The 15607-nt window shown below is 41.8% G+C and carries 11 protein-coding genes and 2 pseudogenes; 5 read left to right on the top strand and 8 right to left on the bottom strand.

Annotated elements, in window-relative coordinates:
- Positions 1-160: 160 nt before the first annotated feature.
- On the bottom strand, positions 161-1399 hold the full coding sequence (locus EGC80_RS02960; protein WP_456114909.1) for an ISL3 family transposase: 1239 nt from the start codon (positions 1397-1399) through the stop codon (positions 161-163).
- Between the two features lie 111 nt (positions 1400-1510).
- Positions 1511-1762, bottom strand: a pseudogene (locus EGC80_RS02955) (EAL domain-containing protein); the annotation flags it as partial.
- Positions 1763-1871: 109 nt separating this feature from the next.
- Here EGC80_RS02955 and tnpC (EGC80_RS02950) point away from each other — a divergent pair.
- Positions 1872-3301, top strand: a protein-coding gene (gene tnpC / locus EGC80_RS02950; RefSeq protein WP_372491519.1) for an IS66 family transposase whose coding sequence is annotated in 2 segments (ribosomal slippage) — positions 1872-2058 and positions 2058-3301 — 1431 coding nt in all. Because the reading frame shifts where the segments join, the coding sequence is not laid out codon by codon here.
- On the opposite strand, the gene EGC80_RS02945 is transcribed toward tnpC (EGC80_RS02950), so the two are convergent.
- Complete coding sequence (locus EGC80_RS02945) at positions 3298-4455, bottom strand: EAL domain-containing protein (RefSeq protein WP_325049220.1); 1158 nt, start codon at positions 4453-4455, stop codon at positions 3298-3300. The genes tnpC (EGC80_RS02950) and EGC80_RS02945 overlap by 4 nt on opposite strands.
- Before the next feature lie 1019 nt (positions 4456-5474).
- Here EGC80_RS02945 and EGC80_RS02940 point away from each other — a divergent pair.
- The 3 genes from EGC80_RS02940 to EGC80_RS02930 all read left to right on the top strand — a co-directional run bounded on the left by EGC80_RS02940 (position 5475) and on the right by EGC80_RS02930 (position 7721).
- A complete protein-coding gene (locus tag EGC80_RS02940) occupies positions 5475-5747 on the top strand; it encodes a hypothetical protein (RefSeq protein ID WP_124014313.1) in 273 nt (90 codons plus the stop codon).
- Positions 5748-6263: 516 nt separating this feature from the next.
- Positions 6264-7250, top strand: a complete 987-nt coding sequence (gene hemB, locus EGC80_RS02935; RefSeq protein WP_101091887.1) for a porphobilinogen synthase — start codon at positions 6264-6266, stop codon at positions 7248-7250.
- 156 nt (positions 7251-7406) lie between these two features.
- On the top strand, positions 7407-7721 hold the full coding sequence (locus EGC80_RS02930; protein ID WP_206191893.1) for a hypothetical protein: 315 nt from the start codon (positions 7407-7409) through the stop codon (positions 7719-7721).
- A gap of 7 nt (positions 7722-7728) precedes the next feature.
- Here the strand turns inward: EGC80_RS02930 and tnpC (EGC80_RS02925) are convergent.
- The 4 genes and pseudogenes from tnpC (EGC80_RS02925) to EGC80_RS02910 form a co-directional block, all read right to left on the bottom strand.
- Positions 7729-9327 (bottom strand): annotated as a pseudogene (tnpC, locus tag EGC80_RS02925) (IS66 family transposase).
- Between the two features lie 83 nt (positions 9328-9410).
- Positions 9411-9758, bottom strand: coding sequence for an IS66 family insertion sequence element accessory protein TnpB (gene tnpB / locus EGC80_RS02920; RefSeq protein ID WP_124014314.1), 348 nt, complete (start codon positions 9756-9758; stop codon positions 9411-9413).
- On the bottom strand, positions 9755-10063 hold the full coding sequence (gene tnpA, locus EGC80_RS02915) for an IS66 family insertion sequence element accessory protein TnpA (protein ID WP_124014315.1): 309 nt from the start codon (positions 10061-10063) through the stop codon (positions 9755-9757). The genes tnpB and tnpA overlap by 4 nt, the downstream gene beginning before the upstream one ends.
- 498 nt (positions 10064-10561) lie before the next feature.
- A protein-coding gene (locus EGC80_RS02910) for an IS3 family transposase (protein WP_407695556.1) occupies positions 10562-11721 on the bottom strand; the annotation gives its coding sequence in 2 pieces (ribosomal slippage) (positions 10562-11448 and positions 11448-11721; 1161 coding nt in all).
- 457 nt (positions 11722-12178) lie between these two features.
- Here EGC80_RS02910 and ltrA point away from each other — a divergent pair.
- The gene (gene ltrA, locus EGC80_RS02905) at positions 12179-13651 is read left to right on the top strand and encodes a group II intron reverse transcriptase/maturase (protein WP_124693455.1); all 1473 of its coding nucleotides are present in this window, start codon (positions 12179-12181) and stop codon (positions 13649-13651) included.
- A gap of 181 nt (positions 13652-13832) precedes the next feature.
- Here ltrA and EGC80_RS02900 read toward each other — a convergent pair whose 3' ends face one another.
- Positions 13833-15071, bottom strand: a complete 1239-nt coding sequence (locus EGC80_RS02900; protein WP_456114908.1) for an ISL3 family transposase — start codon at positions 15069-15071, stop codon at positions 13833-13835.
- Positions 15072-15607 lie beyond the last annotated feature (536 nt).

Here is a 15607-nt window from a genome sequence, read left to right as displayed (position 1 = left end):
ACTGTTAGAAGGTAGAACTAAGCACCCAAAAGTATTTCTGTTAAGAATGCTAGAGGGGATTGATTCACTGTCGGTGAAGTTATTGAAAACAGGGTTAAAGTCTGAGCAAGCAAAGTACTTAGAGTACCTATTTAGACCTAGCTATAGGGCTCTTCTCCGCTTACATGAGCTTGATATTTGGATAAAAGATTGAATGGGTATCAGGGACTGATGTTTGTCTGATCTTGAGTTTGAAATATTCAATGTCTCGTATCCCTCTAGCCCTTCGCCTGAGCAAACCAATAGAGACATTCCCTGCTTCAACTCGAGCATTTGTTAATCTATATTTTGCGTAATTACAGACCCCTACTTTTCTATCCAGTAGCGCATCTGCATAATTACTCAAGAACAACATCCTCGATGACCTAGCAAGATCGCACCAAGCTTCAAGTGCCTTAACCATCGACTTGTAACACGGTTCATCCCATATCGCTTGTAACTGCTCTTTCAGCATATAAACAATGCAGAGAGTCTTGTTACTTTCGAGTAAGTCATCAAGCCTATCAGACTGCCTGCCATCCAGTTTATGGGCGTTTTTTAGCAAGAGAAACAATGTTCCTTTGAGCATCTTTTTCTCTTCATGAGAACCATTTCGAAAGGCTTTGGCGCGTTCTTTTTTGATTAACAGGCAGTAGTTTTGCATCACATGAAATCGGTCGAAAACTATATCGGCATTAGGTAGCATTTTCCTTACTGCGGATTGATAAGGCTGACCCATATCCATTGAAACCGCTTTAATACCGTCTCTCGTCGCTGTTGATAGTTGCTCGAAGAACGAAATAAGGATCGCTGCTTTTCTGCCGTGTTCGACCCAAATTAAATGCCCAGAAACCAAGTCGTATACCACAGTCATATAGTCATGTCTTTTAGCTCTAGCTACTTCATCAACGCCAATATGGATTAAGTTGTTAAGCTTCGCGGGCTCCAAGCCTGGTAGGGTTGAATGTAAATATTCCTTATCAATGTTTTTTACCGTCTCCCAACGAATACCTAGATGTTGAGAGACTGCGTGAATGCTCATGTGCCGGCACAACCCGCTGATGAACTGACAGAAGCGAACTGTATATCGCGCTCCTTTTGCAACGTATTCTGTAGCCTCAATTAACCTTCTGCCGTTTTTGTCTCTGGTCTGAGCGAGTTCAACTTCGATACTACAGGGACGCCCACTAACAGGTAGATCGTGTACCCGTCTTCTTACATAGTGATCGACTGTACAAAGCCTTTCAGTTCTTGGCTCTTTAACCTTAAACCGTCGATCTCGGCTGCATCGCACAAGAACTGACTGAGAGCCTTTTTCTATAGAAAAAGACTTCACACATTGGCCTTTAAAGCTAAATAGGGCTGATGATAATGATGACAAGGTATATTCGCTTATTCACAAATAAGAAAGTGTTGTAAATAATAGTGTTATTTGAATGTTTTGATATGAGTCGACTCACCTAAGCGGAGAAGAGCCTAAAAACTAATCAGACTATTGAAAAAACTGCTTCGCAGACAAAGGTTTTGAGTAAATGTAACCTTGAATTAAATACACACCTTGTGCACTTAAATATGCCACTTGGTTATCATTTTCTACGCCTTCTGCAATCATGGATAATTCTGATTTTTGAGCAAATGAAATAATAGCGTCAATGGTTTTGGCGTTAAAGTTATCTTCATGACCGATGGTGTCGACAAACATTTTATCTATTTTTAACGTACTAATACCGAGGGTTTGTACATAACTAAATCGTAACCGTTCACCAGCCCCATATTGACACGATCAATTGATGATCGATAAGGTTTTGTCATATTGCTATTGAGCGATCTATTTGCTGTGTAAAAATGGCAGCATGAAAAAGAAAAAACAGTTCGAGAACGAGCCACCTTCGATTGATAACATCAACGAAGCCAACTTGTTTATCCGTGAGCTTTGGCAAAAGCTACGTGAATATGAAGACCGTTTAACGATGAGCTCTCGTAATTCATCCAAGTCGCCTTCATCTGACTCCCCTGCGGATAAGGCCGAGCGAAAAAAGCTCAAACGCCTCGTAGTGGAAATAAGGTTGGCGCTCAACCTGGACATACGGGGCACAAAAGACCGCTAGCCGCGCTCGGTGAAACCGATGAGAAAATCGTTTGCTTACCGGATGCATGTAGCCCTGATTGCGGTGGAGAAGTTACGCCTAATTCGTCTCCAAGCTATCGCCATCAGGTGTTTGAACTGCCCGAGCCTAAACTCGACATCACTGAATATCAGTTATTTCATGGCCGCTGTCTGCAATGCAACAGTGTGAGTAAGGGAGCTTTACCTAAAGGGGCATCTGCTGGGCAAATGGGGCCAAGGTTGCTCAGTTATGTAGCTGTACTAAGTGGCCTATATCATCTGAGTGTACGTAAAATTCAACGCTTGCTACAAGACCAATACGGCACTCACTTCTCTACTGGGCTGATTTCAGAGGCGCAAGGGCGAGTCAGTAGCATGCTGACCCCAACGCATCAGGCGCTGCATCAATATATCAAGCAAGCGCCATTAGTTCACATTGATGAGACAACGCATAACCGTAATGGCGAAGAACACACCCGCTGGTTCTGGCTTATGTCGGCCAAAGATGTGGTGTTTCAACAAGTGAAATACTTTCGTAATAAAGATGCCGCCAAGTCTATACTCGGCGAGCAGACTCAAGGCGTTGTTGTCAGTGACCAATGCCCAAGCTATCACTGGATAGAGCCGGAACGCCATCAGTTTTGCCTTGCTCATATAGAGCGCAATTTACAACAAATGGCAGACTACTCAGGCAAAGGTCTCACTGAGCATATCGGTAATCGACTGGTTTTACTTTTCAAATCTGTTTTCCGTACTCAACATCGATATGAAGCGGCCGAACTTGACGAAGTCAATTGGCGCCGGCGAATGCATCGCTTACGGAGTAGTATCACCGACTGGCTTGAGCGCGGCACGAAAGTCCCCGCCTCACGCTATGCGGGTCGTTGCCGATACATCCTCAAATATGAAATTGGTTTATGGGTATTTCTCAATCATCCGGGAACGCCGTTAACGAATAACGAAGCAGAGCGCTGCCTGCGTGGTAGTGTGATTATGCGAAAGATCTGTTACGGCACCAGTTCAGATAGAGGTGAGAAATTCCGTTCCCGGCTTTTATCGGTGGTTGAAACGTGCAAGAAACGGAAACTATCGCCAATCACAGTGGTCAGCAAAATCATTACTGCCGTCGTAGGAAAGTGTGAATACCCTGATGTCTTTGGGTTAATGTCGACCTAGTCAATCCCCTTCTGGTGAACGGTTACACTAAATCCACCATATCCCGTACCAGCGTCATCTAATTTTAAATCGATCCCTAACGCGTAAATTTTATCTAACATCTGACGCGCAGCAACTAAATCACTGATGGGCAAACGCTCTGTGATTTCTAAGGAAATACGATGCGGCTTCAACTCACTGGACTCAACAATACCTTTAAGCAAAAGATATAAATCATCGTTATCTAAGTGTTCTGGAACAATATTGATACTAAAGAATAGTGCCTTGCGCTTACTACCTAATGACTTAACATCATTAAAAACATGCTCAAGCAAGACCTTTGTCATATCGATAATCAGACCATTGGCTTCCGCGTAGGGAATAAACTGGTTAGGGGGGATCAATGAACCATTTTGTTGCTGCCATCGCATCAATACTTCACAGCCGATAACAGCTTGGGTTCTTGAATCAACGATAGGTTGATAAAAAGGAATAAACTCTTGGTGCTTAATTCCTGCCACAATTTGAGCGTGCATAGAAACTGAATGTCTTTGCCAACGCTTAACCAGATAGGTCAGCCCAAAAGCAAACAACAGTGCAAAAATAGTAATAAACAACCAAGAAATTGTACTGTATTGCTTATAGAATTCAAAATTCCCCGAAAGCTCAAAGGTGGCGACAAAATAAGGTGATTCCAAGACCACCGTTTCACTCACAAATGGCTTACCGTCAAATGTTTCAAAGCCAAAAACTAACATGGGATCTGACTTAAAGGAGATGGTGTATTCGGAACAGTGTTCACACTCTAACGGCACAAAGAAGTGAGGCGCTAGCGGCATAATGCTTGCTGTATAGTTTACATCCTCAAAATGCCTAACTAATATCCATTCATGATGCTTTCTATTGGCTAGTTCTACGACGCCAAAACTAAAATTAGGGGATATTCTATGGGTGTAAATTTTACTGATATCGCGAATGATATCATTGGACTCACAAAATATTTCTCCATCCTTTGTCACCCCAGCCCATCTAATAAAACTTGCATCAAATACAAATTCCCTTAAATTCTCAGTGGTGCTTTGATCGCATTTAAAATCTGTCTTTGAAATCGATGGCAGCTTATTCAATTCTAAAGCGCTATTTCTAATTACCTTTTCAAACTTATCAGCGAGAATTTTTGCATCGCGGGCAATAATTTTTTTGCCAGAAAGTGATCATGCCCTTTCATGCTAACCATGCATAAAAGAAAAATGACCACAAATACAGCCCCATATTTCATCCGTTCCATGAAGCTTGCCTCAAACACAAAAATACGTTCAATGTGACCAAAATGATGGCAAGCCCTAGGCTAAACCCCCAAGCAACTTATTTTCAATTAAGCAACTTAAAATAAAATAGTTAAATCAAGAGTCTGCTGCATAAAAGTCGGTTAAACTTAATAGGCTCTATCAAAAAGTAACCAGAACAACGCCATCTGCGATATCACAATACTACATGACGCCCCAACCGATCAATGCCTTAGCATTTCGAACAAATGCCTTGTGCATCTTAGACTTGCCATGAAATCGTTCCTAGCAACAAAAATAGAGACCATGATTAATAAACGCCACTTGTATGAAACAAAAAATCCCTGATAGCATTGCTATCAGGGCTCTTGTCAGTTCACTAAAAAGTAAAGCGTGACGCCTGATACGAGATTAGTATCTTATCCACTGAATGAGCTCGTTAGCACTTTTCACGGCAAACAGCCTCGCTAGCTGGGTCAAAGCTCAATAGTTCAGCAGAGCCAGCAATAAAAAAATTGGCCAAGAACCAATAAGCCACCCATGCATGATAGTGGGCTAAGTTTTTGAGCCTTGCTTATAGGTATGTGGGGTCAGTGTAAACTTTATTTTATTACCATACATTTCCTAATCTCACGACCCACCTCTAAGGTCTTAGCAGTAGCTTGTTTCCGTCAAAAATGGGTTAGGGCGTTTAACTCAATTTTTCCTGTATGTGTTAGCTGCTGATATTATTAACTCAAAAAACGTCATAAAGGCGAATAAAATCTAATCAGATTATAAACACCGTTAAATCTTCATTTCCCAAAATTGCTTTATTGAGTACAACGCTCAAGTTATTAAGAGTTTGTTCTATTGCTTGCACTATGTTTACGACATAATGGCGTTATGTACTTAGCAGAGAATTTATAATGGACAAACAACAAGACAGCTACATGACTGAAGATACACTAATTGAAACAGTCGAAAATCAAATCGCTGACGGTGAACCCAAAAAGGTAAAAGAAACCTTGATGCGTTTAGTCATGACAGGTACACCGCGTGAAGAAGCGGTTCAATGGATGGCGTGCGCGCTGGCTATCGAAGTATCCGATATCATGAAAAATGGTGCCTCTTTTAACGAAATACGTTATGCCCAGCATTTGGACGCACTGCCGAATTTGGATTGGATGAAAGATGAATAGCAGCTATGTCATTTCCGAACATCGAAAGCCTGTGCCTGTTAGTCTTGTTCGCTAGAAAATTTCGCCTCCCTAGCTGAAGTTAACGTGGAGCTATTGAGGTAAGTAAGAAATTTTCCTTGGGATATGTGGGCACATAGCCATGACAGATATACTTGTAACAGTTATTTTGACGGATAATTGGTTTACCGCTCTAAAACGTTCATTAATGTACTTTAAAGTAGTTTTAGCACATCGGAGGTAGGCTCTTAAAGTATTAGATACTTATTAAGCTTGTTTATACTCCTTTTAAGGCTATTGTTTACTACATGTGTTTAGCAAGTTGTTTAGCCTGATTATTGTTATCGATTTGTTGTGTTATGTATAAATTGGTTTATATCGTCAATACTAATGGTAATAAAATATTTAGCTATAGTTACGCAGAACTTTTCATACCGCTTTAAGTCTTATTATGTAAGGTTTAAATTTATTTTCCTTTATTTAAACTGAGTCCCTAATAATATCTGAATAGGTTACTCCATTTTGAACATAACCCCATTGCGTCGTTTAAGACGCTTACGTAGCTCCGAAGCCATGCGCGATCTATTGCGTGAAAGCCACCTTTTGCTCAACGATTTAATTCATCCTTTATTTATCGAAGAACAGATCGATCAAGCAGTACCTATCTCTACCCTACCTGGTATCAGCCGTATTCCCGAGAGTCACCTAGCCGATGAGATTCGACAGCTTTACGCTCTCGGCATACGCTATGTTATGCCTTTTGGCATATCTCACACCAAGGATGCTCAAGGAAGTGACACCTGGAATGATAATGGTCTACTTGCTCGTATGGTCAAGACGATAAAATCTGCCGTTCCCGAAATGATGGTAATTCCAGATATATGTTTCTGTGAATATACCGATCATGGTCATTGTGGTGTAATGCAAAACAACAAAGTTTGTAACGACATTACAGTTGAAAATTTGGTCAAACAATCAGTGACTGCAGCTAAAGCAGGTGCTGACATGTTAGCACCATCGGCAATGATGGATGGCCAAGTAAAAGCCATTCGTTTAGGACTTGATGCTGCTGGTTTTCAGGACGTGGCAATTTTGGCACATTCGGCAAAATTTGCGTCTTCTTTTTATGGCCCATTTAGGGCCGCAGTAGACTGTGAACTTAGTGGGGATAGAAAAGGCTACCAACTAGATTACGCCAACGGTCGTCAAGCTCTACTTGAAGCATCACTTGATGAGGCTGAAGGTGCAGATATTCTGATGGTTAAACCAGGAACACCCTATTTAGATGTGATCTGTCGTTTAAGGCAAGAAACCCATTTACCCCTCGCTGCATATCAAGTGGGTGGGGAATATGCCGGTATTAAGTTCGCAGCTCTTGCTGGCGCACTCGATGAAAAAGCGGTAGTAACTGAAACTTTTATTGGGTTAAAACGTGCTGGGGCTGACCTAATTGTTAGTTATTATACGAAACAATATGCCACATGGTTAGCCGAGGGGAAAAATTAGTTTCATCGAAACCTTCCTGCAGTCCTTTGTGTTTGTCTGTAAAATTTAGTGTCCAAATGAGTGTTTGTAGAAGCTACTGACACTCTTTTTTTGCTATGTAATATGTTGTTTAATGGCTGTTATGCAGATCTCAAACATGAATAATGAGGTATCAAAATGATGTACAACATTGGCATTGTATTATTTGACGATTTTACAGATGTAGACTTTTTCTTAATGTATGACTTACTCGGTAGAACGACAGATAGCTGGGTTGTGTCAATATTAGGCACTAAATCAGAACACCGCTCGCATCTAGGTATGTCGGTAAAGACAGATGGTCCTATCTCAGAGGTGATTAATCAAGATGTAGTGCTAATTACGAGTGGCAAGCGTGGTATTCCTGCAGCATTACAGGATTGTGAATTTATGTCAGCTTTAAAGCTCGATCCAAACAGACAGTTAATTGGTTCGATAGTAAACGTCCGCTAAACTACATCTAGCCGAGCTTAACATTCCGCAACAAGCTATCAAGTTCGGCCGGTGACTTCGCTAGCGCTTCCAAGCAATGATTTATGTAATCAAAAGGGATGAGGCCGTTAGCTTTTGCCGTTTCAATGATGCTGTACAGCATGGCGCTGGTTTCAGCACCTTTATGATTGATGTTGAATAACCAATTTTTCCTGCCAATGACAAATGGCTTCACTGCTCGTTCTGCACGGTTATTATCGATGTTCAGTAAGCCGCTTTCTGTGTAGCGGTTTAATTTATTCCACTGATTTAAACTGTAACTAATCGCTTCACCTAACTTACTTTTGCTTGATATTTGCAGTGCTGACTTACCCAGCCAGGCTTTAAAGTCAGCCAATATAGGGTCGGATTTAATCTGTCGTTGTTTCAGCTTTTCATCGACAGGTAAACCTGCGATGGTTTTCTCTATCGCATACAATTTTTGAATGAAACTGATGGCAATATTAACTTTGCCGACTTTGGTTTTCCCTTGCGCTGTCTGCGCTTCGACAAATTTCCTTCTCGCATGCGCCCAACAACCGATAAGCTCGGCATTCACTTTGTGATAAGCCGCATAGCCGTCAGTTTGCAGGTAACCCTTAAAATCACCCAAGAACTTCAATGGACAAGCACCGCTGCGACTGCCATCTTGATAATCAAACAGCACCACATTATGCATCAATGCTTTATCATGAATGTCTTTTACCGTTAGCGCTGGTGAATCAGCACCTGAGCAGTACACCCAAATATACGATTTCGCTCGTTCATCATTGATGACTTTGACTGTCGTTTCATCTGCCTGTATGATGGGTTGTGAGAGCAGTATTTCTCTCAACAGTTGATACAAGGGCTTAAACAAGGCACCGCACTTCATCATCCAGTCCGACATGGTTCGCCGATTTATTTCAATACCGTGTTGCTTGAACATGGTTTCTTGTCGATAAAGCGGTAAGGCGTACTAATATTTACTGGTGATGATTTGGCTGAGCAAACTAGGAGTGGCGTAGCCCTTTGGTATGGGGCTACTCGGCACCGGCGCTTGTTTGATGTTGCTCTCAGTACCGTGCTTTTCACAATGCTGGCAGCTGTACTTCAAGCGAATATTTTCTATGACTCTGACTTTAGCGGGGATGAACTCCAGTTTTTCACTGATATCCTCGCCCATCTTTTGAAGCTGATGACCGCAACAATCACACTGCTTGTCTGCTTCATCAATGTCATGGAACACTTGAACACGTGGCAAGTGCTCCGGCAACGGTTTACGCTTAGGTTTTTCTTTTGTCTTTGGCGGAGTGGTTTCTGACTCTGGTGTGGTATCGACGGCTAAAGTGTCGTCTTCAGCCAGCGTTTCTGCTTCATTAAACAACTCACCTTGGACCTCACACACTTCGCTGCTTCGACCAAAGCGATGATGCTGGGCGAGACGAAATTGCTCCAGTAAAGTTTGATATGATTGGTTCAACTCAAAAATTTGACTGTCTTTAGCGTCAAGTTCACTGTCTTTACTCTTAAGCAACGCTTGTTGCTCCAACAGTAATTGTTGAAGTAAAGCGTTGTCGTCGAGTAAAGTTTGGGTGCTTTTGGTCATGGCATTATTTTACCAAAAAGCGAGCATGAATAGGCAATAGCAGTGATCTGTTTGATGAAATCAGCATTCTCACAGACGATCAATCAGCAATAACTTTCAACGAAAACGTGCTGATGGCCAACAACATCGAAACCTGAAAGTAACCAATGAAACTGCTGCTCAGATAACACCATCTGCTCGGCATTAATGTTGGCTGGCCACTTGAACTTGTCTCGCTCCAGCTGTTTATACCAAAGCGCAAAGCCGGTTTTGTCCCAATAAAGAATTTTGAGCTTATCGCGGTTTCTATTACAGAACACAAACACGCTGCCATCGGTGGAAGGCAATTCCATTTCCTGCTCAACCAACGCACTTAATCCATTGATGGATTTCCGAAAATCAATGAAGTCACGATACAGATATATCTTGGGCAGTTCTTGAAACATAATCATGACTGCAAGCCTTTAATGACATCGATAATGATTTTTGTAGAAATTTGAGCAGGGAAAACCAAATCACCAATGGACGTTGCCAGAGTGATGGTTTGCCCTTTTTGAGTGATAGGCGCTGGAATATCTGGCTTAATGATGGCTTGTGAAAAACCAGAGGTGGCCTCAGTCTTTAACGCTTTACTTTGATGATAATAAAAAGATTTAGGTACAATAGTATGCTCCCGACAAAAGTCGGTAACGGATAGTTCGCTTTTTTGTTGAAGCTTAACGAGTTCTTGCCATTGCTGGGGTGTATGCTTTGCCATTACGCGCTCTTATTATTGGAAGTAATAGCAAAGATTTTAGGATGTTGTGGATCAAAGTGAAGACGGTGTTCGCCACTCGCTTACCTTGCTATAGGGTAACTTTCCTTCAGGTTGATGAAATTTTCCGTCAAACATAAAAGTAATTCTAAGGTCAGGTCTTGAACTTTGCCAAATTGAACTTTGACTTACTTTTTATTATCTTAAACTATTAGGTAAAGTGTGTAAGTAAGCTCATTTATGTTCAGGAACAGGATAAAGCGCTTAACACGTTTATTACCGTGCGACCTGAGGTCGTATGAAGCGCTGTTCACCGCGATAAGAGTGAACCATCTGTATCACCAGATGCCCCTAAGACTCTGAATAAAGCAGCGAGTCTGACAATGTAACGAAATTCGGTTTTATACCGAATGGGAACAAAATCGTGAGAGGACGTTCCTCCTGATAACCACAATCGGGTAAGTGCTAGGGTTGTAATGGTCAAGTATTTCTGGAGAGATTTTAAGCCGCTTTTTTTAACTCATTATATTTCTGATGTGGCGTCTTATAATCTATTGCCGAATGTCTGCGTTTGTAATTGTAGAACTGAATATATTGCTCAACCACGCTCACTACTGCGCTGTGATTGGTAAAAGCTAAACGGTTTAATCTTTCAGTCTTTAAACTCCTAAAAAATCGTTCCATCACCGCATTATCCCAACAATTTCCTCTACGACTCATACTTTGTTCAATGCCTAAGTGCTTTAGCTTTTCTCTGAACACCTTAGCTGAGTACTGACAACCCTGGTCTGAGTGAAACATCAACTCCTGTGTATTTGGCCTCTGACGTTGTATCGCGTTATTTAATGCCGCTGTCGCTAACGCTGCATTGGGTTGGCTTGATAAGGCATACCCAACGATTTCTTTGGTCCCTAAATCAAGTACACAGGCTAAATAACTCCACCCCTGATGTGATTTTATATAGGTAATATCACCCACCCAATGGGTATTATAAGTCGTAGGGTTAAACTGTCGTCTAAGCAAATTAGGTGCGTAAACTTGCTCCTCACCTTGATTTGGATAGTAATGCTTTTTCTTTGGCTTAATCGCTATTAATCCCAATTTTTTCATTACGCTAGCTATGGCGTAAACCCCAACCTTACAATTTAAATCTAATAAATCAGCCTGTATTCGACGTTTGCCATACGTCGAGTGTGACTCAGAGAAAGCTTGCTCTATCAATTGTATCTGAGCCTGTTTTTCAACGCTTTTTGGGATCGGTTTGTAATAGAGACTACTACAACTGATCTCGAATACTCGGCATAATTCACTCATTTTAAAGCCTGGGTTTGCTTTCTTTACTTCGCGCATCATTTTAAGTTTTGATTGTCTCGAATGAAGAAAGCTGCAGCCTTTTTTAAGATATCATTATCCCTCATGGCTTGTTTTAGTTGGGCTTCTAGAAGCTGTATTCTTCGTTGTTCTTCAGTTAATGCTTTGACATTTTTCGGTGTTTTACCGGCTAATTCAGCCTGGTACTGCACTTTCCATCTAGACACCGCAGATTTACCTGCACCTGACATATCTTCAATTTGCTTGTTCGTGTAACCCTGTTCGACCATCAGCTTGGCATATTCTAATTTTTGAAGAGGGCTGACAGTGATTTTAGTTTTTCTAATCATAATAAATACCTTTAAGATTTTGCTTATTTTAAGCTATAAATCTCTACAGTTTCATTAGACCATTACAGGTGTCAGTACGATGAACATAAGTGAATCCATATAAGGTGCGTTATACGTGAATCAGCGGAAGTGGTTAATACGCTGTGGCCAAAAAGGCACGAGAGTTGGAAAGAGATTGGGCAGTGCTCTTTCGTGATCAAATAACTCTCCGCACTAGAGTGGGCATCTAACCTGACGTTGCGCGACATACGGAACAGGGTAAGCCTGTATCACTCCCTTTGGGGAAAGTGACCTGTGAAGGCTACCGATAGTAATGCAGGTAAAGGAGGCTAGAAAAAGCGAATGCCGCATTGTAATAATGCGGATACTGATTTTATCTGGCGCGAAAGCGAGCTGACTTCTAGCTGGTCTCCCGTTGCAAGATGATTTGAAGAACTTTATTCAAGGATAAACGCAAATGATGGCTTCAAACGAAGTTAGTGCATCTCCTGACAATGCTCAATGGCAATCCATTAACTGGAGAGTGGTTAAGCAACATGTATTAAAGCTTCAAATGCGCATTGCAAAAGCAACCCGAGAAGGTAAACACGGCAAGGCGAAAGCGTTGCAGTGGATACTCACCCACTCTACATCAGCAAAATTGCTTGCTGTTAAAAGAGTTTCTCAAAATAAAGGCAGCAAAACACCAGGAATTGACGGCATCATTTGGAACAGTGATGCTCGTTGTATGACTGCGGTCAATCAACTGAGTCGAAAAGGCTATCATGCCAAACCGCTCAGGCGTATCTACATCCCCAAGAAAAACGGCAAACTCAGACCTTTAGGCATTCCCTGCATGATAGACAGAGCGCAGCAAGCGCTTCATCTTCTCGCTTTGGAGCCTATTTCGGAAACGGTAGCCGACCTTAATAGCTATGGCTTTCGACCTAACCGAAGCGCAGCAGATGCAATTGCACAGTGCTTCAAATGTTTATGTATGAAGCGCTCTAGCCAATGGGTTCTTGACGGTGACATCAAAGCCTGTTTCGATAAGATTGGTCATCAATGGCTTATCGACAACATTCAATTAGATAAACGAATGCTGAAACAATGGCTTGGATGTGGTTATATTGATAAAGGATTGTTCTATAAAACAGCTGAAGGAACACCACAAGGTGGGATCATATCGCCTACGCTTATGTTGCTCACGCTGGCTGGGTTAGAACAGTTGGTTAAGTCTATTGCCCGTAAAACAGGGAATAGAGTCAACTTTATCGGATACGCAGACGATTTTGTCATCACAGGTTCTTCGAAGGAAGTGCTCGTTAATGAAATCAAGCCGCAACTCATTGGCTTTCTACAGGAAAGGGGCTTAACACTCTCTGATGAGAAAACACACATTACTCATATCAATGATGGTTTTGACTTTCTGGGATTCAATATCAGGAAGTACAACGGCAAACTGCTCATTAAACCGAGCAAGAGCAACGTTCTGTCATTTCTGAGCAACTTACGTGAATTCATCAGAAAACATCCAACAATACCCGTTAACGATTTAATCAAAATACTGAATCCGAAACTGAGGGGGTGGGCGAACTATTATCGCCATTGTGTTGCTAAGCAAGTTTTCGGTTATGTAGGCCATCAACTTTTCTGGTTGTTATGGCGTTGGGCAGTTAGGCGTCATCCGTCTAAAAGTAAAGACTGGGTGAGGCGTAAATATTATTTGGATGGTAAGGGACAGTGGCAATTTCATGGTTGGCAGAAAATAGCGAACATGGATTGTCGGTTTAACCTTGTCCAAATAGCTCAAACGCTAATACAAAGACATGTGAAAATCAGGAGTGCAGCGACACCTTACGACCCCGAATATGCAGCTTACTTAGGTACGCGCAAGCGGGCAAAGGAAGGTAGAAACTCATGGTTCGAACCCGTCTTGGCTGCGATATAGGGTGCTGGGTAACAGAACACGCCTTAGCGGAGGCTTGAGCCGTATGCAGTGAAAGTTGCACGTACGGTTCTTAGGAGGGCGGCACTTGGTAACAGGTGTCGCCTATCCGACCAAAGTGAGTTGGGAGATAATTTCACCAACTCTGGATTAATAACCTTTTTCCAAAACGGCTCTTCTCCGCTTACATGAGCTTGATATTTGGATAAAAGGTTGAATGGGTATCAGGGACTGATGTTTGTCTGATCTTGAGTTTGAAATATTCAATGTCTCGTATCCCTCTAGCCCTTCGCCTGAGCAAACCAATAGAGACATTCCCTGCTTCAACTCGAGCATTTGTTAATCTATATTTTGCGTAATTACAGACCCCTACTTTTCTATCCAGTAGCGCATCTGCATAATTACTCAAGGACAACATCCTCGATGACCTAGCAAGATCGCACCAAGCTTCAAGTGCCTTAACCATCGACTTGTAACACGGTTCATCCCATATCGCTTGTAACTGCTCTTTCAGCATATAAACAATGCAGAGAGTCTTGTTACTTTCGAGTAAGTCATCAAGCCTATCAGACTGCCTGCCATCCAGTTTATGGGCGTTTTTTAGCAAGAGAAACAATGTTCCTTTGAGCATCTTTTTCTCTTCATGAGAACCATTTCGAAAGGCTTTGGCGCGTTCTTTTTTGATTAACAGGCAGTAGTTTTGCATCACATGAAATCGGTCGAAAACTATATCGGCATTAGGTAGCATTTTCCTTACTGCGGATTGATAAGGCTGACCCATATCCATTGAAACCGCTTTAATACCGTCTCTCGTCGCTGTTGATAGTTGCTCGAAGAACGAAATAAGGATCGCTGCTTTTCTGCCGTGTTCGACCCAAATTAAATGCCCAGAAACCAAGTCGTATACCACAGTCATATAGTCATGTCTTTTAGCTCTAGCTACTTCATCAACGCCAATATGGATTAAGTTGTTAAGCTTCGCGGGCTCCAAGCCTGGTAGGGTTGAATGTAAATATTCCTTATCAATGTTTTTTACCGTCTCCCAACGAATACCTAGATGTTGAGAGACTGCGTGAATGCTCATGTGCCGGCACAACCCGCTGATGAACTGACAGAAGCGAGCTGTATATCGCGCTCCTTTTGCAACGTATTCTGTAGCCTCAATTAACCTTCTGCCGTTTTTGTCTCTGGTCTGAGCGAGTTCAACTTCGATACTACAGGGACGCCCACTAACAGGTAGATCGTGTACCCGTCTTCTTACATAGTGATCGACTGTACAAAGCCTTTCAGTTCTTGGCTCTTTAACCTTAAACCGTCGATCTCGGCTGCATCGCACAAGAACTGACTGAGAGCCTTTTTCTATAGAAAAAGACTTCACACATTGGCCTTTAAAGCTAAATAGGGCTGATGATAATGATGACAAGGTATATTCGCTTATTCACAAATAAGAAAGTGTTGTAAATAATAGTGTTATTTGAATGTTTTGATATGAGTCGACTCACCTAAGCGGAGAAGAGCCGCTATAGTATTGGTTGGAATATGTCTATAGGCGGTGGAAGTAGGGCTAATAATTTGCTTTTTAGAGAGCGGCTTCTAAACGAGTTTACAAGTGCTTTTAAAAGCGAACATGATTTAAAATTTGATAGTGACTCTAGACAGCTTTTGGAGGCCATTAGAACGCTATATCAACAAGCAAAGATTGACCTCTCTCTCATATCAGAAGAGCTCTGCTTTTATCTATCCCTAAGTCAAAAACACACATAACGAATAATAAAGGGATAAAGGAGTCGGAGCGAATTAGGGCTCTAGGATACTTTTTCTAATCAATGTCAGGCTAACTAGAGTGGTTGCACTAACGCATTCGTGTCCATAAATGATTTAGATGCCTTGATTGAAAATGCCTAAATTCACCTCTGAACTTGAGGCCGTTGAAGAAAATGACGTGAGCTGGCCATGGAT

The organism is Shewanella psychromarinicola, from assembly GCF_003855155.1.
Lineage (GTDB): Bacteria > Pseudomonadota > Gammaproteobacteria > Enterobacterales > Shewanellaceae > Shewanella > Shewanella psychromarinicola.
This window is presented reverse-complemented; position numbering and strand designations above follow the sequence as displayed.

Bases quoted from the DNA above. Each gene is read 5' to 3' on its own strand.
- EGC80_RS02940 (WP_124014313.1), top strand. From the start codon at position 5,475: ATGGACAAACAACAAGACAGCTACATGACTGAAGATACACTAATTGAA.
- EGC80_RS02930 (WP_206191893.1), top strand. From the start codon at position 7,407: ATGATGTACAACATTGGCATTGTATTATTTGACGATTTTACAGATGTA.
- tnpB (WP_124014314.1), bottom strand. From the start codon at position 9,758: ATGATTATGTTTCAAGAACTGCCCAAGATATATCTGTATCGTGACTTC.
- tnpA (WP_124014315.1), bottom strand. From the start codon at position 10,063: ATGGCAAAGCATACACCCCAGCAATGGCAAGAACTCGTTAAGCTTCAA.
- ltrA (WP_124693455.1), top strand. From the start codon at position 12,179: ATGATGGCTTCAAACGAAGTTAGTGCATCTCCTGACAATGCTCAATGG.